The sequence below is a fragment of the Aeromonas sp. R2-2 genome, from assembly GCF_040908355.1.
Classification (GTDB): Bacteria; Pseudomonadota; Gammaproteobacteria; order Enterobacterales; family Aeromonadaceae; genus Aeromonas; species Aeromonas veronii.
In genome coordinates this window covers 1-19,495 of record NZ_JBFODQ010000036.1, presented here as the reverse complement: position 1 = coordinate 19,495, position 19,495 = coordinate 1, and the positions used below count along the sequence as shown (strand labels likewise).

At 60.1% G+C, this 19,495-nt stretch carries 14 protein-coding genes and 2 pseudogenes; 8 read left to right on the top strand and 8 right to left on the bottom strand.

Annotation, left to right across the window (positions count from 1 at the left end):
• The 5 genes from AB5Z09_RS07115 to grpE all read right to left on the bottom strand — a co-directional run.
• A partial coding sequence (locus AB5Z09_RS07115) for an aminoimidazole riboside kinase (RefSeq protein ID WP_368194940.1) occupies positions 1-737 on the bottom strand: 737 nt, incomplete at its 3' end.
• Between the two features lie 115 nt (positions 738-852).
• Entirely contained in the window at positions 853-2,343 is a 1,491-nt protein-coding gene (locus tag AB5Z09_RS07110) for a carbohydrate porin (RefSeq protein WP_270657312.1), read from the bottom strand.
• 264 nt (positions 2,344-2,607) lie between these two features.
• Entirely contained in the window at positions 2,608-3,750 is a 1,143-nt protein-coding gene (gene dnaJ / locus AB5Z09_RS07105) for a molecular chaperone DnaJ (RefSeq protein ID WP_005338032.1), read from the bottom strand.
• Positions 3,751-3,851: 101 nt separating this feature from the next.
• Complete coding sequence (dnaK, locus tag AB5Z09_RS07100) at positions 3,852-5,780, bottom strand: molecular chaperone DnaK (RefSeq protein ID WP_005338034.1); 1,929 nt, start codon at positions 5,778-5,780, stop codon at positions 3,852-3,854.
• A gap of 297 nt (positions 5,781-6,077) precedes the next feature.
• Positions 6,078-6,653: a nucleotide exchange factor GrpE gene (grpE, locus tag AB5Z09_RS07095; RefSeq protein ID WP_005338036.1), complete on the bottom strand. Its 576-nt coding sequence runs from the start codon at positions 6,651-6,653 to the stop codon at positions 6,078-6,080.
• 291 nt (positions 6,654-6,944) lie between these two features.
• Between grpE and nadK the strand changes: the two genes are divergently transcribed.
• Positions 6,945-7,829 (top strand): NAD(+) kinase, encoded by an 885-nt coding sequence (gene nadK / locus AB5Z09_RS07090; RefSeq protein ID WP_270657311.1) that lies wholly within the window; start codon positions 6,945-6,947, stop codon positions 7,827-7,829.
• On the opposite strand, the gene AB5Z09_RS07085 is transcribed toward nadK, so the two are convergent.
• On the bottom strand, positions 7,826-8,758 hold the full coding sequence (locus AB5Z09_RS07085) for a LysR substrate-binding domain-containing protein (protein WP_270657310.1): 933 nt from the start codon (positions 8,756-8,758) through the stop codon (positions 7,826-7,828). The genes nadK and AB5Z09_RS07085 overlap by 4 nt on opposite strands.
• Before the next feature lie 162 nt (positions 8,759-8,920).
• Between AB5Z09_RS07085 and AB5Z09_RS07080 the strand changes: the two genes are divergently transcribed.
• The 6 genes from AB5Z09_RS07080 (at position 8,921) to AB5Z09_RS07055 (ending at position 18,019) form a co-directional block, all read left to right on the top strand.
• On the top strand, positions 8,921-10,234 hold the full coding sequence (locus AB5Z09_RS07080; protein WP_270657309.1) for a 6-phospho-beta-glucosidase: 1,314 nt from the start codon (positions 8,921-8,923) through the stop codon (positions 10,232-10,234).
• A gap of 158 nt (positions 10,235-10,392) precedes the next feature.
• Positions 10,393-12,057, top strand: a complete 1,665-nt coding sequence (recN, locus tag AB5Z09_RS07075) for a DNA repair protein RecN (protein ID WP_270657308.1) — start codon at positions 10,393-10,395, stop codon at positions 12,055-12,057.
• Between the two features lie 314 nt (positions 12,058-12,371).
• The gene (locus tag AB5Z09_RS07070; RefSeq protein WP_270657306.1) at positions 12,372-13,262 is read left to right on the top strand and encodes a manganese-dependent inorganic pyrophosphatase; all 891 of its coding nucleotides are present in this window, start codon (positions 12,372-12,374) and stop codon (positions 13,260-13,262) included.
• Positions 13,263-13,512: 250 nt separating this feature from the next.
• Positions 13,513-14,676, top strand: coding sequence for a macrolide transporter subunit MacA (gene macA, locus AB5Z09_RS07065; protein ID WP_139495691.1), 1,164 nt, complete (start codon positions 13,513-13,515; stop codon positions 14,674-14,676).
• Entirely contained in the window at positions 14,673-16,652 is a 1,980-nt protein-coding gene (locus AB5Z09_RS07060) for a MacB family efflux pump subunit (protein WP_317113767.1), read from the top strand. The genes macA and AB5Z09_RS07060 overlap by 4 nt, the downstream gene beginning before the upstream one ends.
• A 2-nt stretch (positions 16,653-16,654) precedes the next feature.
• A complete protein-coding gene (locus tag AB5Z09_RS07055) occupies positions 16,655-18,019 on the top strand; it encodes an efflux transporter outer membrane subunit (protein ID WP_368194938.1) in 1,365 nt (454 codons plus the stop codon).
• 257 nt (positions 18,020-18,276) lie between these two features.
• Here AB5Z09_RS07055 and istB read toward each other — a convergent pair whose 3' ends face one another.
• Entirely contained in the window at positions 18,277-19,032 is a 756-nt protein-coding gene (gene istB, locus AB5Z09_RS07050) for an IS21-like element ISAs29 family helper ATPase IstB (RefSeq protein WP_059296348.1), read from the bottom strand.
• Between the two features lie 14 nt (positions 19,033-19,046).
• A pseudogene (locus tag AB5Z09_RS07045) lies at positions 19,047-19,247 on the bottom strand (IS21 family transposase); the annotation flags it as partial.
• A gap of 92 nt (positions 19,248-19,339) precedes the next feature.
• Between AB5Z09_RS07045 and AB5Z09_RS07040 the strand changes: the two are divergent.
• Positions 19,340-19,495: pseudogene (locus tag AB5Z09_RS07040) on the top strand (IS4 family transposase); the annotation flags it as partial.

Sequence of the window (19,495 nt, the reverse complement as noted above, 5' to 3'; positions counted from 1 at the left end):
GTTACTTTCTGCCCCACCCACTCCAGCAACTCGCCATCAAGGCGAGCCACCACCCCGGCCGCCCCTCTGGTCACCAGCACCAGCGCCGGGCCAGAGAGAGTGGCGAGCCCGGCGGCCAGTTCATCCTCGCCACTCAGCAGTTGCAGCTCCTCGATGGAGAGCTTGACCACATCCGCCTGTGTAATTGCCTGACGCACCAGCGGCAGCATCTCGGCCGGGTTGCCCCACACCTCGGGGCGCAGGTTGGGGTCGAAGCAGACCCGCCCGCCTGCCGCCTTGATGTCCGCCATGGCCTGCAGGCAGCTGGTGCGCACCGGCTCGTTGGCGAGCGCGATGGAGCAGGTCAGCAACCACTGACCGGCATCGAAGTGGGGCAACTCATCTGGGGTGAGGAACTGGTCGGCACTGGGGCGCACCATAAAGGTGAAGCTGCGCTCCCCCTCATCATCCAGTGCCACCAGCACGGTAGAGGTGCGATGGTCAGGATCGAGCCGTAGCGCACCGATATCCACCCCCTCCCCGCTCAGGGTGTCGGCCATAAAGCGGCCGAACGGGTCAGCACCAACCCGGCCGATAAAGGCCGCATCGCCACCCAGCCGTGCCACACCAACCGCCACATTGGCGGGCGCACCACCCGGACACTTGAGGTAGTTCAACGCCCCTTCCGGGATCAAGTCCACCACCGCATCCCCCATTACCCACACTCGATTCGTCACCTTGCTACTCCACTGCTGCATCGGATCCACGGTCAAACCCGAACTCTGTTCTGTTGGCTGGCATTATCAGCTAAACCGTTTTAGCCAACCAACAGATCTCGGCACCGGCTGCCATTTTTGTGATCGGGATAACGAACTAGAACCAGGTTTCCATCTGTAAGCCAAAGTTCCACTCGCCACCGGCGGTGAAGTTGCTCTGGCCCATGGCATCGTCGCTGGCGTAGTTGTCGAGCTCGGAGGACCAGTCCATCCAGCTGGCGAACACCCGCAGCTCGGGACGTTCGAAGAAACCGGCGGTCTGCGCCTTGAAGGTGGGGGCGAAGGTGAGCTTGGTGAAGTTGCCGTTCACCGCCTGGCGTCCCTTGTAACCCTTGGGGTCGAGATCCATGTACTGCCAGGCCGCCTCGTAGACCAGCTCGACGTTCTGGCTCAGCACCTGCGCCACCCGGGTATTGAAGGTGAGCCAGCGGTACTCGTCCCCTTTCACGTAGCGATCCTGACTCTGCTCGGCTAGCAGGGCCGGGGCAAAACGCCAGCGCGAGTTGAGATCGGTGGCGCCAAACACGGCGACCCGCACTGCATCGGCGTCCGGCAACAGCTCGCTGTCAGAGCCCAGCCCCTTGACCTCGGCCCCCAGCCCATGACCGTACAGCACCGCCGCCTTGGCAAAACCGGGGTTGATGCCAAAGAAGCTCTCGCCGTGGTAGGCCAGCAGGGTGTGTGCCCCCTTGTCCGCCGCCTCGCTGCCCGCCCCCTTGTCATTGATGCGGGCATCATTGTCCTTGGCCGAGAGACCGTTCACCATCCATTGCCAGTTGCCGACGCGGTTGTTCATGGTGAGGATGTAGCTCTCGATATCGGAAAGACCGCTGGCGCTGATGTCGCCGTAATCGCGGCCATAGAGGGAGAAGTTGGCCTTCCAGCTATCGGCCAGCTGCACGTCGTAGACACCGCCGCCGGTACCGGCCAGGAACACCACGTCGGAATCGAGCCAGTGGATGTCGAAGTTGTCCCGATCAAAGCGCTTACCCGCCCACAGCACCGCATTCTTGAAGGGGCCGTCGAAGCTCGCCAGATTGCCGATCTCGGCAAACACCTGACGGGTATTGAGGCTCGAATCGCTGGCGGTCCAGTCGTTGCTGGTCTCCACCCCGTCAGCCAGCATCAGCTTGTAGCGGGCCCAGCTGCCATCCTCGAAGGTCTGGGTTTTCAGCAGGTTGGCCTCCATGTAGGTGTCATCCTCGTTGCCAAGACGACCGACAGCCCCGCCCACCGAACCGGCTGGCGTGATGTAGGGGCCGCCGCGCCCACCGTTGCCATTGCTGTTGACCAACAGGCCCGAGCGAGCGTAAGCGTGAAACTCGAAACCTTGGGCACCGGCGGTCTTCTCATCCACCTTCTGGCTGCGGTTGTCGGCCACCTGCGCCTGCTCACTCGCCGCGCTCGCCTTCACTTCCGCCTGACTGGCACGGCTCTCTGCTGCCTCGGCTCTCGCTTCAGCCGCCTGTACCCGCGCCTCCAGCGCCGCCAGACGGGCCTCGATACCGCCATCCGCCGCCCACAGCGGGTTGCTCATCCCCAATCCCAGCGCTACCGCCAGCGCCAACTTGCTCTTGAACATCATCATCTTCCTCACCTGTCATCTGTAGCCCGAACGGGCGCTGTTGTTATCGACAGCCAGAGCATAGCTAAACCGCTTTAGCCAACTCAATACAGCAACTAAACCGTTTCAGCAATAGTGTGAGCGGGATAACATTTGTACAGCAGGAATTGGCGGGAGTTGTGAGGAGGATCCCTCATCAGGATCCACTCAATAGGGCGGACCCTGGCTAAACGGCGGGCAAAAAAAGAGCCGGCACAAGGCCGGCTCTGTTTATTCGGGTCGCTGAAATCAGCTGGTCAGATCGTCGAAGAAGCGTTTCACCCCTTCGAAAAAGCCTTCCGATTTCGGCTTGTGGGTCTTGGCAGCGGCGCCGCTGAAGGATTCGTCCAGCTGGCGCAGCAGCTCTTTCTGCTGCTCGGTGAGGTTGACCGGCGTCTCGATCACCACCTTGCACATCAGGTCCCCTACCTGGCCGGAGCGTACTGACTTCACGCCCTTGCCGCGCATGCGGAACATCTTGCCGGTCTGGGTCTCCGGAGTGACCTTGAGCTTGACGCGGCCATCCAGGGTCGGTACTTCAATCTCGCCACCCAGCGCAGCTGCGGTGAAGCTGATGGGCACTTCGCAGTAGAGGTTGTTGCCGTCACGCACGAAGATCTCGTGCTCTTTGACGTGCACCTGTACGTAGAGATCCCCTGCCGGTGCCCCTGCTTCCCCCGCTTCCCCTTCGCCGGAGAGACGGATGCGATCGCCGGTATCGACGCCCGCCGGAATTTTCACCGACAGGGTCTTGGTGCGCTGGTAGCGACCTTCACCGTGGCACTTGCGGCACGGATCCTTGATGATCTTGCCGCGACCGTGACAGTGCGGACATGCCTGCTGCACCGCGAAGAAGCCCTGACGCATCTGCACCTGGCCGGAGCCGTGGCAGGTCGGGCAGGTCTGGGCACTGCTGCCGGTGTGGGCACCGGAGCCGTTACAGACTTCACAGTGAACCAGGGTCGGCACCTTGATCTCCTTGGAGACCCCGCGTACCGCCTCTTCCAGCGTCAGCTCCATGGTGTAACGCAGGTCGGAGCCACGGGCCGGGCCACGACGGGCACCACCACGGCCACCGCCGAAGATGTCACCGAATACGTCACCAAACATGTCGGCGAAGTCGGCACCGCCGCCAAAGCCACCGTGGCCACCGCCACCCTGGCTCGGGTCGACACCGGCATGGCCGTACTGGTCGTAACGGGCACGCAGGTTGGCATCGGTCAGGACCTCGTAGGCCTCCTTGACCTCTTTGAACTTCTCTTCGGATGCGGCATCACCCTGGTTACGATCCGGGTGATACTTCATGGCCAGGCGCTTGTACGCCTTCTTGATCTCGCGATCGTCGGCATCTTTCGCCACACCCAGTACTTCGTAGAAATCGCGCTTCGACATACTCATCCTGTGGTTACGCAGACGGGCGTTGGTTACCCAACGCCCGTGAATTCATTGACCAAGCCGATGGGCGAAGCGGACTTCGCCCATCTGGGTAGGGCTTACTTCTTGTCGTCTTTCACTTCTTCGAACTCGGCGTCGACTACGTCGTCGTCAGCCTTGGCAGAAGAGGAGGACTGACCGGCATCAGCACCGGCTGCACCCTGGGCCTGAGCCTGCTGCTGGGCAATTTCCATCAGCTTCTGGGACGCTTCCAGCAGAGCCTGCTGTTTGGCTTCGATAGCAGCCTTGTCGTCACCCTTGATGGCCGCTTCCAGCTCGCTCAGAGCAGCTTCGATCTTGGTCTTGTCGTCGGCAGGCAGGGCTTCACCGGCTTCGGTGATCTGCTTGCGTACGGAGTGGACCAGACCATCAGCCTGGTTGCGAGCCTGTACCAGCTCTTCAAACTTCTTGTCCTCGGCCGCGTTGGCTTCGGCTTCGCGTACCATGCGCTCGATCTCGTCATCAGACAGACCAGAGGAGGCCTGGATGGTGATCTTCTGCTCTTTGTTGGTCTCTTTGTCTTTTGCAGAGACGTGCAGGATACCGTTGGCATCGATGTCGAAGGTCACTTCGATCTGCGGCAGACCGCGCGGTGCCGGACGGATGCCTTCCAGGTTGAACTGGCCCAGAGACTTGTTGTCGCTGGCGCGCTTGCGCTCACCCTGCAGCACGTGAATGGTCACGGCAGACTGGTTGTCTTCGGCAGTCGAGAACACCTGGGACTTCTTGGTCGGGATGGTGGTGTTCTTCTCGATCAGCGCAGTCATCACGCTACCCATGGTTTCGATACCCAGGGAGAGCGGGGTGACGTCCAGCAGCAGTACGTCGGTCTTGTCACCGGACAGTACGGCGCCCTGGATGGCAGCACCCATGGCCACGGCTTCGTCCGGGTTGACGTCTTTACGCGGCTCTTTGCCAAAGAACTCGGCAACGGTCTTCTGAACCAGCGGCATACGGGTCTGACCACCAACCAAAATTACGTCGTCGATCTCGCCAACAGCCAGACCGGAGTCTTTCAGGGCGACACGAACCGGCTCCAGAGAGTCCTTCACCATGTCTTCTACCAGGGATTCCAGCTTGGCGCGGGTCACCTTGATGTTCATGTGCTTCGGACCGGTGGCATCTGCAGTGATGTACGGCAGGTTGACGTCGGTCTGCTGGGCAGAAGAGAGCTCGATCTTGGCTTTCTCGGCGGCATCTTTCAGACGCTGCAGAGCCAGCTGGTCGTTACGCAGGTCGATGCCTTGCTCACGCTTGAACTCGTCTACCAGATAGTTGATGACGCGGTTATCGAAGTCTTCACCACCCAGGTGGGTGTTACCGTTGGTCGCCAGTACTTCGAAGGTGGTTTCGCCTTCAACTTCGTCGATCTCGATGATGGAGATATCGAAAGTACCGCCCCCCAGGTCATATACGGCAACCTTGCGCTCGCCTTTGACCTTGTTCACGCCGTAAGCGAATGCAGCAGCAGTCGGTTCGTTGATGATGCGTTTTACATCCAGACCGGCGATGCGACCGGCATCCTTGGTAGCCTGACGCTGGGCGTCGTTGAAGTAGGCTGGAACAGTGATAACGGCTTCGGTTACCGGCTCGCCCAGGTAGTCTTCGGCGGTCTTCTTCATCTTTTTCAGCACTTCGGCAGAGATCTGCGGCGGTGCCATTTTCTTGCCCTTCACTTCAACCCAGGCGTCGCCGTTGTCAGCTTTGGCGATGGCGTACGGCATGATTTTCAGGTCACGCTGCACTTCTTCATCTTCAAAACGACGACCGATCAGACGCTTGATGGCGAACAGGGTGTTTTTCGGGTTGGTGATGGCCTGACGCTTGGCCGGCTGACCAACCAGGATCTCGCCATCATCGGCATAGGCAATGATGGACGGAGTAGTACGATCGCCTTCTGCGTTCTCGATCACGCGAGCAGTGTCGCCATCCAGAATAGCGACGCAGGAGTTGGTAGTACCCAGGTCAATACCGATGATTTTACCCATTTGACGAATCTCCAAATACTTTGAATAAACTGGCGAGGAACTCGCCTTAATGCGTTAACGGCTAGGTGGGGGCTGCCAATCTGGCTTTCAAGCTCCCGGCATCAAATTTTTTGTGCCGCCGCGGCCTTGCTACCTATATGGGGTCGCCAGACGCAGCTTCAAGCCCCAACCCTAAAAAACCACACCCTTTGTCATGGTTGCGCGGTCACGTTGAGCCGTAAACCGGGCAAGATGAACAGGTGCTGCACTGCGAAACAAAAAGCCCGCCACAGGGCGGGCTCGGGCACCCACAGCCAATCAGTCGACCGCTTTGGCGATCATCACCATGGCCGGACGGATCACCCGACCGTTGAGGTCATAGCCCTTCTGCATCACTGCAATGACGGTGTTCGGGGCCACATCGGCACTCGGCACCATGCTCATCGCCTGATGGGCGTTGGGGTCAAACGGCTGGTTGATCGGGTCGAGCGCCACCAGACCAAACTTGGCCACACCGCTCTGCATGGATTTCAGGGTCAGCTCGACACCTTCGATCATCGGCTTGAGGGCTTCGTTCTCCTTGTCGGCCAGTTCGATGGCACGCTCAAGGTTGTCCAGCACCGGCAGCAGTTCGTTGGCGAACTTCTCCAAAGCAAACTTGTGCGCCTTCTCCACATCCAGCTCGGTACGACGGCGCAGGTTCTCCATCTCGGCGGCGGTACGCAGGGCGCGTTCACGCTCTTCCGCCGCTTTTTGGATGGCGGTTTCCAGCTGCGCTTCCAGTTCGGCAATGCGGGCCTGCTCGGCTGTCACTTCACTGTCTACATCGGTCGGCTCGACTGGCTGGGCTTCCACTTGCTCCATCGCTTCAACCTTTTGCTCTTCGTGGTTCATGACATCTCCAATTCCGGGGTTACTTATGAGGGCCCTGACGTCTGGTTGAGCGACCGGACGACAACAGACCGACTATGTTGGCGCTATTATGGGGATGCATCCCCGGCTTTCAAGGGGTAAAGGGCAATCAGGGTTGCTGAATAGCAGCAACCGTCGGTTTATCCGGGTTACCGCTCACCGTTTAACCAGTAGCCTCAAGGGGATAGCCAGCCCCGTCACACGGGAGAGCGTCACAAGCGGAGCAAAGCACTGTATACTGGCCCGCAATACCCATCCCAGATCTGACTGACTATGGATTCTCCGTTCAAAACCATCGCCCTGATTGGCAAACCCCACCATGAGGGGGCCAACCAGACGCTGACCGGCCTGCATCAATACCTGACCGCCCGCGGCTTTAGGGTACTGGTGGAGAGCCGGGTCGCCCAGACCCTGAGCATCCTCGATGAAAACGTGATGGATCTGGTACAACTGGGCCAGCAGGCCGATCTCGCCATCGTGGTCGGCGGTGACGGCAACATGCTGGGGGCGGCACGGGTGCTGTCGCGCTTCGATGTGGCAGTGATCGGGGTCAACCGGGGTAACCTCGGCTTTCTGACCGACCTCTCGCCGCAAGATTATCTATTGCCACTGGAGCAGGTGCTCTCCGGTCACTACAAGAGCGAACACCGCTTCCTGCTGGAAGCCTCGGTCTATCGCCACGGCGAGCGCAAATCGAGCAATCTGGCGGTCAACGAAGCCGTACTGCACCCGGGCAAGATCGCCCACATGATCGAGTTCGAGGTCTATATCGATGGCAGCTTCATGTATAGCCAGCGCTCGGACGGCATCATAGTGGCCACCCCGACCGGCTCCACCGCCTATTCATTGTCGGCCGGTGGTCCCATCCTCACCCCCAAGCTCAACGCCATCACGCTGGTGCCCATGTTCCCGCACACCCTGAGCAGCCGTCCCATCGTGCTGGATGCCGACAGTGAAGTGCGACTGCTGGTCTCGCCAGAGAATCAGGATGACGCCATGCAGGTGAGCTGTGACGGTCAGGTGACGCTGGCGGTACACCCGGGGGACGAGATCCTCATCAAAAAGAGCCACCACCAGCTCCATCTGGTGCATCCCCTCGACTACAGCTACTTCCATGTGCTGCGCAACAAGCTCGGCTGGGGTAGCAAGCTGTTTTAAAGAACCGGTTCAGGGCCTGACTGGCTGAGCGCCACCTCGCTGCGCAGCCAGTCGCTAAAGGCGCGAAAGCGCGGTCGCTCGCGGTTCTCCCGCGGCGAAATCAGCTCGTAATTGCGCCCGGCTGGCACCCGCGGGCCACCCACTGCCACCAGCGAGCCCTGCGCCAGCAAGCTGCACACCAGCACCTCCCGCCCCATTGCGACGCCCATGCCGCCCTGCGCCGCCTGCAGCGCCATCTGATAGTGATTGAAGCCGTAGTGACGCTGTTCATAGGGCAGAGCCATGGCCGCGCCCTCGCACCAGTGGCGCCACTCCGAGAAGAGCTGCTGCACATCAGTCGATTCGGAGGCGTGGATAAAACAGGCCTCCGCCAGCCGGGCCGGATCCGCCAGCAATCCCAGCCGCTCGGCATATTCGGGAGAACAGACGGGCACCAGTTGCTCTTCCATCAACAGCTCCCGGTGCAGATCACTGCAACGGGTGGCGCCGTAGTAGATGGCCAGATCCACCCGCTCCTCGTTGAAATCCACTGCCCCCGCCCGTACCCGCATCATGACGTTCAGCCCGGGCCAGCGCTGCTGGAAACGGGGCAACCTTGGCATCAGCCAGTTGAGCCCCAGGGTAGGCGCAACCCCCACGTGGAGCGTCCCCCGCAGATCCTGAGCCCGGATATCCTCGATCTCCTCGTTGATCTGGCGCAGGGAGTGGCTCAGGGTCGCCAACAGTCTCGCCCCCTCCTCCGTCAACGCCAGCTTGCGGGTCAGGCGAATAAACAGGCGAAACCCCAGTAGCCCTTCCAGATGACGAATACGGTGGCTGATGGCCCCCTGGGTGAGGTTCATCTCCTCGGCGGCGCGGGTGAAACTGAGATGACGGGCCGTGCTCTCGAAGGTGTGCAGCAGGGCTAGGGTGTTCTGTTGTACCAGCATGGATAACCTCGTGATCACGATCGTTACGGTGCAGGGCATTAGTATGCCACTTCCACTTATGGATGAAACTGGCTAATCCATAGTGCCCCTTATTTCGTTTGTCTGGCCATCCACGCCCCTCTTTAATAGGTGCAACCCCTATCCCTGTTCATGAGGTGGACAATGAAAAACGGACTCAAGATTGTGGTCATCGGTGCTGGCTCCAGCTATACCCCGGAGCTGATTGAAGGGCTGATCCAGCGTCAGCACGAGTTGCCAATGCGCGAACTCTGGTTGGTCGACATCGACGATGGCCGCGAGAAGATGGCGATCATCGCTGCCCTCACCCGCCGCATGCTGGCCAAAGCCGGGCTGGCGGTACGGGTTGAAACCCGGCTCGATCGGGAAGAGGCACTGCAAGGCGCCGACTACGTCTGCTCCCAGTTTCGCGCCGGCTGTCTGGAAGCCCGCATCAGCGATGAGCGGATCTCGTTGAAATATGGTCTGATCGGTCAGGAGACCAATGGACTGGGCGGCTTTGCCAACGCTTGCCGAACCATCCCCATCGCCTTGCAGATCGCCGCCGACATGGAACGCCTCTGCCCCGATGCCTGGCTGCTCAACTTCACCAATCCGTCAGGCATGGTGACCGAAGCGGTATTGCGTCACAGCAAGATCAAAGCGGTAGGGCTGTGCAACGTGCCGGTGATCATGCAAAAAGGGGTCGCTACCCTGCTGGAGACCCAGAATGAGCAGGAGTTCATCATGCAGGTGGCCGGGCTCAACCACTTCATCTTCGTACGCCAGATCCAGCATCAGGGCCAGGACCGACTCGGCGACGTGATTGCCCGGCTCGCGCAAGGGCAGGATCCGCTGGTGCCGCGCAATATTCCCCCCTTTGCCTGGCCCAAGGACCTGCTGGCCAATCTGGGCATGATCCCCTGTGCCTATCTGCGCTACTACTACATGAGCGACGACATCCTCAAGCAGGAGCTCGGTGAGGCCAATGGCGAAGGTACCCGGGGCGAGGTGGTCAAGGTCATCGAGCAACAGCTGTTCGATCTCTATCGCAACCCGGATCTCGCCGAGAAGCCCAAGGCGCTGGAAGGACGCGGCGGCCAATACTATTCGGAAGCCGCATGCGAGCTGATGAGCGCCATCCACAACGACAAGCGCATCATCATGCACGTCAACACCCGCAACAATGGCGCCATCAACGGTCTGCCGGATGAGTGCGCGGTGGAGGTCAGCTCCCTTATCACCAAGTCAGGCCCGCTGCCGCTCAACGTGGCCCCCTTCCCGCAAGACACCCTGCGCCTGCTGCAGTTGATGAAAGAGTTCGAGCAGCTCACCATCGAGGCCGCCATCACCGGCAACCGCCACGCAGCCTGGCGTGCCCTGGTGCTCAACCCGCTCATCACCAGTGGCAGTCGGCTGGAGCAGGCACTGGACGAGGTGATCGCCGCCCATCCGGATCTGATGTCAGCCTTCCACTGAGCGGCGTCACGCCTCTCATCGCCCCCTCTCGGTCCTGTACGGGTCACCACTCTGGTGGCCCGTTTTCGCTTAAAAATGGTGGCCACCTCTTTACTGTATATAAGACCAGTATATACTGGATGGATACACAGTAATGTTGACCTATACAGGATGAGACCATGCTGACCCAGCTGACCGTCAACAACTTCGCCATCGTCAAGTTTCTCGAACTCGATCTGCAAGCGGGCATGACCTGCATTACCGGGGAGACCGGTGCCGGTAAATCCATCGCCATCGACGCCCTCGGCCTCTGTCTTGGAGAGCGGGCCGAAGCAGGCATGGTGCGACCCGATAGCGATAAAAGCGAGGTCAGCGCCCGCTTCCTGCTCGACAACAACCCGGCCGCCCGCGCCTGGCTCGCCACCAACGAGCTGGAAAACGAAGGTGAGTGTATCGTCCGGCGAGTCATCTCCGCCGAGGGGCGTTCACGCAGCTATATCAACGGCGTGCCTGTCCCCCTCACCCAGCTCAAGAATCTGGGCCAGCTGCTGGTCAACGTGCACGGTCAACATGCCCACCAGATGCTGCTAAAACCCGACTACCAGCTCGCCCTGCTCGACGGCTATGCCGGTCACCATCTGCTGCTCGACGAGGTGCGCCAGCACTATCAGCAGTGGCGCCAACTGCAAAACGAGTTGAACCGGCTCAAGGCCGAGCAGCAGCAGCGGGAAGCCCGCCGCCAGCTGATCGAGTACCAGGTGCAGGAGCTGGACGAATTTGCCCTGCAACCAGGGGAGTTCGAAGAGATAGAAGAGGAGCACCAGCGTCTCGCCAACGGCACAGAACTGATGCAAGAGTGCGGGGCTTGCCTCGATCTGCTCTATGACAACGAAGAGACCACTATCGCAGGGCTGCTGCAATCAGCCGTCGATCGGGCCGAGGGGCTGGTCAGCATGGATAGCCGCCTCACCCCGGTACTGGAGATGCTGAACGAAGCCCTGATCGGGGTGCAGGAGAGTCACAGCGAACTGCGCAGCTATCTCGATCGGCTGGAGCTGGATCCCGAGCGTTTCAACGAGCTGGAGGCCCGTCTCTCCAAGGCGATCAATCTGGCTCGCAAGCACCACGTCAAACCGGCAGACCTGGCCCTGCACCATCAGGAGCTGGCCTCGGATCTCGCTCGCCTCAACTCCGATGAGGAGCGGTTAGAGGGGATGGAAGATGAGCTGGCCGATGCCCGTCAGGCTTTTGTGCAGGCCGCCGAAGCCCTGAGCCACAGTCGCCAGCGTTACGCCCAGGAGCTGGGCGCCAAAGTGACCAGCAGCATGCACGAACTGGCGATGCCCGATGGCCGCTTTGCCATCGAGGTGCGCCCCGATGCCCAGAGCAGCCTCTCTCCGCTGGGTATAGATCGGGTGGAATTTATGGTCACCACCAACCCAGGCCAACCGATCCAGCCGCTTGGCAAGGTGGCCTCCGGCGGTGAGCTGTCGCGCATCAGCCTCGCCATCGTGGTGATCAGCGCCCGCAAGATCTCCACTCCGACCCTGATTTTCGATGAGGTGGATGTGGGGATCAGCGGTCCGACTGCCGCTGTGGTAGGTCGCCTGCTACGCCAGCTCGGGGAGTCCACTCAGGTGATGGTGGTCACTCACTTGCCTCAGGTGGCAGGCAACGGCCACCAGCATATGGTGGTGAGCAAGCATACCGATGGCAAAACCACCGAAACCCAAATGAGTGCCCTTGATGAGACAGCCCGTCTCAACGAGCTGGCACGCCTGCTCGGTGGCGACCAGATCACCGATAACACATTGGCCAATGCCCGCGAGCTGCTGCGTCGCTGAATCAGGCAATAAAGCCCATTTGCAGCGATGGCGACTGATAACGCTGACAGAACATGCTGACTGCACAGGCACGAACGAGTGCCATAGCCTGCACAGTCAGCAATAGCCAATAGCCAATAGCCAATAGCCAATAGCCAATAGCCAATAGCCAACTGTGAGAACCGAACTCGCGTCAGGATTACCGACCCAGATCAATAAAATGGCGAGTTAGGCGAAGCTGGCAGCAACATGGGCGTGGATCCGGTTGCCTTCATGTGGCGGATTTCGCATAGTGTTGCCCCCCTTTATGGGTATCCAATTGTGAGGCTTTGTCTATGATCCACGTTTTTGGTCACAAGAATCCTGATAGCGACAGTATCTGCAGTGCGCTGGTTATCACCGACTGGCTCAATGGCCAGGGCCGTCAGGCCACCCCATGGCGTCTGGGTGACCTGCGCACCGAAACCCGTTTTATTCTGGAGCAGGCTGGCGTCAGCGAACCCGAGTTGCTGACCAAAGATCTGACCGGTGAAGATGTCTGGCTGGTGGATTTCAGTGATCTGGAACAGGGCCCTGCCACACTGGCACAAGCCAATGTACTGGGCCTGGTGGATCACCACCGTCTCGGCACTCTGGTCACCCAGTCTCCGCTGGATGCCTGGATCCGGGCCGTCGGCTGCACCTGCACCATCGCCTTCGACCTGCTGAGCCAGCAAGACACTGTGACCCGCAGCCAGGCTCGCCTGATGCTGGGTGCCATCATGAGCGATACCCTCTGTCTCACCTCGCCGACCACCACCGAGCAGGACAAGATCGCCTGTGAGCGTCTGGCACCACTGGCCGAAGTATCGCTGGCCGAATTCGGCCAACAGCTGCTGATGGCGAAAACCGACCTGAGCGGCCTGACCCCAGCTCAACTGCTGCAGCAGGATGAGAAGGCATTCCAGGCCGAAGGTCTGAACTTCATCATGAGCCAGATTGAAGTGGGCAGCGAACAACAGCTTGCCGACCAGATCGAAACTCTGCAGCAAGAGATGGCGCACCGTGTTGAAAGCGAAGGGCTCGACTTCTTCGTGCTGATGGTGACTGACCTGACGGCCGCAGCCAGCCGTATCTACTTTACCGAGCACACCAAAGTACCGGCCGAGTCCAGCTACCACCCGGGCTTTGTCAGCCGCAAGAAGCAGGGTCTGCCCTGGGTTATGGATCTGCTGGCCAAGGCCTAATCCTCCCTCGCCATCACCTATTCCAAAGCCCTGCCTCTGCGCAGGGCTTTTTCATCGCCACCGCAAGCGGCACTCCCTATCCTCTTGCTGACCATCTTGCTCACCACTGCGGTCTCTCGTTTACTCCTTTCACGGCTTATTGATAGTTAACGCCATAACTTTGCTTACATATTTGCGGCTGTTATTTATCAGGGCTTTGCTGCAGGATAATCGCCGCGCACAACCTTTTCCGTTTCCATTCAGGTGATCGATGAACATAACCCCCAAGCAGAGAACCCTGGCCATCACCATGCTGATCGCCGTGGTGCTCCTCGGCTGGCTGCTCTGGCCCAGTCAACCACCCAAGGCGATGCTGACCGCTCAGGTGACCCGCGAGGATATTGCCCAGACCGTGCTGGCCAGTGGTGTGCTGCAGGCCGTAGAACAGGTGGATGTGGGGGCCCAGGTCTCCGGTCAGGTTACCAAGCTGGCCGTCGAGGCCGGAGATCAGGTCAAGCAGGGAGACCTGCTGGCCGAGATCGATCCCCTGATTGCCCAGAACAACCTCAAGACGGCCGAGGCGGAGCTTGCCAGCAACCGCGCCCAGCTCAAGATCAAGCAGGCGCAACTCAAACAGAACGAGCTCGCCTGGCGGCGCCAGCAGCAGATGTTCAAGCAGGAGGCGAGCTCACGGGCCGATCTGGAGAGTGCCGAGGCACTGCTGGCGGTCACCCGCGCCGAACTACAAAACAGCCAGGCCAATATCGACAATGCCCTGATCAAGGTTGATCGGGCCAAGACCGAGCTGGGCTACACCAAGATCCTGGCGCCGATGGATGGCACCGTCATCAGCATTGTGACCCGTCAGGGCCAGACCCTGGCGGCCAGCCAGACGGTGCCGACCGTGCTCAAGCTAGCCAACCTCGAGACTATGACGGTCAAGGCGCAGATCTCCGAAGCTGATGTCACCAAGGTCAAAGCCGGCATGCCGGTCTACTTCACCCTCATTGGCGATCCGGATACCCGCTATCAGGGTACGCTTCGCGCCGTGGAGTTAGCGCCTACCAACATCAACGATCAGGCCACCACAGGCACCACCACCAACAATGCGGCTGTCTACTACTACGCCCTGTTCGATGTGCCCAATCCCGACCATACCCTGCGGGTGGCAATGACCACCCAGGTGACCATAGTGCTCGGCGAGCGCAAGCAGGTGCTCACTGTGCCGCAAACCGCCCTCGGCAAGTCGCTGGGTGACAACGAGTATGAAGTCACCGTGATCAAGGAAGATGAGACGACCGAAACCCGCCATATCAAGACCGGTATGAAGGATGAGATCCGCATTGAGGTGATCAGCGGGCTGAGCGAGAAGGAGGAGGTGCAGCTCAATCACGGTGCCCCCGCCGACAATGATGAGATGGCGGTGATGCTATGAGTGAGCCCCTGAACCAGCTGCCGTTGATCCAGCTGAAAGGGGTCGAGCGACGCTACCAGAGCGGCGACAGCGAAGTCACCGTGCTCCACCCTCTTGACCTCACCATCACGGCAGGAGAGATGATCGCCATTGTCGGCGCGTCCGGCTCCGGCAAGTCGACCCTGATGAACCTGCTGGGTTGTCTGGATAGCCCGAGCGGCGGCCAGTATCTGTTTCGCGGTCAGGACACCGCCACCATGGATGCGTTGGCGCTGGCCCGCCTGCGTTGCCACCACTTCGGCTTTATCTTTCAGCGTTACCACCTGCTGCCTCATCTCGATGCCGCCGCCAACGTGGAGATCCCCGCCGTCTATGCCGGCACCAGTCGCCCGGATCGCCAGGCGCGCGCGCGTCAGCTGCTGGGCAGACTGGGGCTGGCCGATCGCAGTCACCATACCCCGGGCCAGCTCTCCGGCGGTCAGCAGCAGCGGGTCAGTATCGCCCGGGCGCTGGCCAATGGCGGCGAAGTGATCCTCGCCGATGAACCGACCGGCGCACTGGATAGCCAGAGCGGCAAGGAGGTGATGGCGATCCTCAAAGAGCTGCACGCTCAGGGCCACACCATCATTCTGGTCACCCACGATATGAACGTGGCCAGCCATGCCGACCGGATCATCACTCTCAAGGATGGTCGGATTGAACAAGATAGCGGCCCCTACCAAACGGCCGTGTTGGCTCCAACCACCGCCACAACCACAGCCCCTCAAAAAATAGTGCCCACTAAAGGTGCCATGGGCAACGACTGGGATCGTTATCGGGAAGCGGGACGGATGGCGATCCATGCCATGCTCGCCCACCGGATGCGCACCTTCCTCACCATGCTCGGCATCATCATCGGTATCGCCGCCGTGGTGAGCGTGGTCGCTCTTGGTCAGGGGGCGCGCGCCAAGGTGATCGACCAGATCAATGCGATGGGCACCAACACCATCGAAATCTTCCCGGGTAAAGGATGGGGCGATGAGAAGATGGCCAGCATCCAGACCCTCAACAAGGGGGACCTCGATGCCCTGTTGGGGCAACCCTATCTTGCGGGCGCCAGCCCCGAGATCGGCAGCTCAGGGCAGTTACGCTACCGCAACAAGACCAACAGCGGCAACGTGACCGGGGTCGGTAACGACTATTTCAAGGTGAAAGGGATTACGCTGGTCAGTGGTCGCTTACTGGAGTGGCAAGATATCCAGCAGCGTGCCGCTGTTGCCGTGGTGGACAAGAAGAGCATCACCAGCCTGCTTGGCAAGGAGGAGCCGGTCGGCAAGGTGGTATTGGTCGGCACTTTGCCGGTACGAATTGTCGGTGTGGTTTCGCAGGAGACCGGCTTTGGCCCCACCAGCCAGTCGGTCAATATCTGGCTGCCCTACAGCGCAGTGATGAGTCGCCTCATCTCGCAGCACCACTTCAGCCAGATCACCATCCGGGTCAAAGACGGGGTACAACCGGCACTGGCCGAGCAGGCGGTGATCGAGCTGATCACCAAGCGCCACGGGGTGAAGGATTTCTTCACCTTTAGCAGCGACAGCATCATCAAATCGGTGGAGAAAACCACCGCCACCATGACCCTGATGGTCTCGGCCATCGCGGTGATCTCGCTGATCGTCGGCGGGGTGGGCGTGATGAACATCATGCTGGTGTCGGTGGTGGAGCGCACCCGCGAGATCGGCATTCGCATGGCCGTGGGCGCCCGCCAGTCGGATATTCTGCAGCAATTCCTGATTGAAGCTGTGATGGTGAGCCTGCTGGGGGGGATCTTCGGCGTCGGCCTCTCGCTAGGCATTGGCGCGCTCTTTTCACTGCTGGTGGACTCCATCAAGATGCAGTTCTCGCTCTTCTCCATCCTGATGGCCTTTGGCTGCTCGTCACTCATCGGGATCCTGTTTGGTTACCTGCCGGCACGCAATGCGGCGCGGCTCGACCCTGTTGTCGCACTGGCGAGGGAATAACAATGCACAAACTCTCCTGGCTGGCTCTCTGCATGGCCCTCAGCGGCTGCAGTCAGCACAGCACCTATCAAAGACCCGAGCTGGCGATCGCCCCCACATGGCAACAGGCAGAGGGCGCCCAACTGGCTGCGCAGGCAGGCCCCTGGTGGCGGGAATTTCATGATCCCCAGCTCGACAAATTGGTCGAGGCGGTACTGGCCGCCAACCCGGACATGCATGTGGCGGCCCTCAAGCTCAAAAGCGCCCGACTGGGCGCCGAGCAGGCCGATACCAACCTCACCCCCTCGGTCAATGGCACTATCGCCGCCAGTGGCAACAAGGATCTGAAAACCGGCAAAGACACCAACAGTCTGGGCCCCTCGCTGAGCCTCAGTTACGAAGTGGATTTGTGGGGCAAGCTTGCCTCGGTGCGAGATCAGGCAAGCTGGGAAGCGGCGGCAAGCGAACAGGATCTCGCCAGCACCCGGCTACTGCTGATCGGCAATACTCTGGAGCAGTATTGGCAGCTCGGCTATCTCGGCTCTGCCATCGCACTCGGAGAACAGCAGTTGGCCAACCTGTCCCGAACCGAGCAGCTGACCCAGACCAAATACCAGGCTGGCGCCATCACCCGACTTGATCTGGCGCAGGCACGCCAACTGTTGGCAGGAAAACAGGCTGAGCTGGCCTCACTCAAGGCGCAGCAGGAGCAGGCTCGCAATGCCCTGCGTCTGTTGCTGGGCCGCAGCAGCGGGCCGCTGGAGTATGCACCCGCTTCCCTTGCAAAGCAGACCATTCCTGAACTTGCGGTGGGTATTCCGGCCGATGTGCTGGCTCGCCGCCCCGATGTCAAAGCGGCAGAATTGCGGCTGCGCAAGACGCTGGCAAAAGGGGACGAGATCCGCACCAGCTTCTACCCCAGCCTGACCCTGACCGGCAGTGCCAGCACCGCATCCGATAGATTGGCGCAGGTGCTGCAAAATCCGGTTGGTACGCTAGGGGCCAGCCTCGCCCTCCCCTTCCTTGAATACAACCGCACCCAGCTTGCCATCGAAAGCTCAGAGCTGGATTACCAGATTGCTGAAACCGAGTTTCGCAAACAGCTCTACACCGCACTGGTGGAGGTGGAAGACAATCTGGCCGCCCGCCACTATGGCCAGCAGCGACTCGATTATCTGCAAGAGCAGCTGAGTTATGCCCAGGAGGCCGAACGACTGGCCAAGGCTCGCTTCCAGGCGGGCGCGACCGGCGTGCAAGCCTGGCTTGATGAGCAGAACCGGCTGTGGGATGCCCAGCAGATCCTGCTGGCCCAGCAAAAAGAGCAACTCTCCACCACCGCCAAAATCTATCGCGCCCTTGGCGGAAGCGATAGCGTGGCGCCCCGATAACGCTTCACCCGGCTATTCCCCACTCTGCCTACAGAGTGGGGAATGCCATCATCATCGACCGCACAGAATTCCCTCTCCCACACGGTAACCAAACTCCATTGCCCATCATCAGGGGCTGTTATGGCAGCGCAACCAATTACATGCATCGGTGACCCAGAATATCCCGGCCATACCTTGTGCGTATTCCGGCGAAGTTGAACAGCCATTCCGGCCAACGTGAACACCCTGATCCTTAACGCGCTCACGTCATCCCGTTTCTAACTCGACTGTTCAGATTGGGTCAACTCACTTCTCCTCTTTCTCATCGATTCTCCCTTCAGTGACAGCCGGTGAGCGTTGTGCATCAGCCGGTCCAGGATCGCATCTGCCAGGGTGTTGTCACCCAAGCTCGCGTACCACTCTTCAGTTGGCAGCTGACTGACTACTACCGTCGAGTATTTCCCGTACCGATCATCCATGATCTCCAGCAGGGCGTTGCGCTGCTCGGCATTCACCGCTTCCAGTCCCCAGTCATCGAGGACCAGTAGCTCTATCCTGGCCAGTTGACCCAGCAGTCTGGCGTAACTGCCATCTACCTTGGCCTGGCTCAGCTCAAGTAGCAGACGCGGCAGCCGGTAGTAACGAGTGCTATGCCCTTGCTGACAGGCTTGGTAGCCCAGCGCACAAGCCAGGTAGGTTTTTCCACAGCCACAGGGGCCGGTAATGAGCAGGTTCTGGCCTCGGCGCAGCCACTCTCCTTGGGCCAGGTTTGCAACCTGTGACCGCTCCAGGTTGCGTGCAGACTGGTAGTCCACCTCTTGCACCGTGGCTTGGAGTTTGAGCCGCGCCTGCTTGACTAGCCGAGCTTGTTTACGTTGCTCCCGGCTCAGTTGTTCGTGTTCGACCAGCAGGCTTAGACGCTCGATGAAGGGCAGCCCTTCGTAGGTACTGGCCTGTTCCAGTTGTTGTTGCACTGCATCCGCCATGCCGGTCAGTTTCAGGTTTCTCAGGCGGGTCAGGGTTTGTTGGGTCATGGGGCGTATCCTCTTTAGTGGAAGCTCTGGGGGCCACGGATGTTCTCGTGCTCTTGCGGTAACTCTGGGTAGCTCAGCGGGCTTTCGGGCAGTTGGTCGCGGCCACTGGTCAGCACCGACTTGAGCTGTTTGAGTCGCACCAGTCCTTCCCGATTAGCCAACTGACAGCAGGCCTCGACCCGTGATGGCGGATACTCCCGGCTAAGACTCAGTAGCCTTAACCATCCCCTCATATGAGCGAGGCGTGGCGCGGCTTCTGAGGTATGATCGCCATCCTTGACCAGCTAATACCCAACAGACTATCCCCATGTTTAACCACGAACTAATCCTCAACCACATCGACGATATATTTGGACAGGACATGCATGCTAAGCGTGTTCTTTCCCTCGCCAATGCTACCCTCGGGGTTATCGAGTCAGGTTCACTGGCCATCCACGCCATCGGTAGTGGCCTCTCCTTGGCC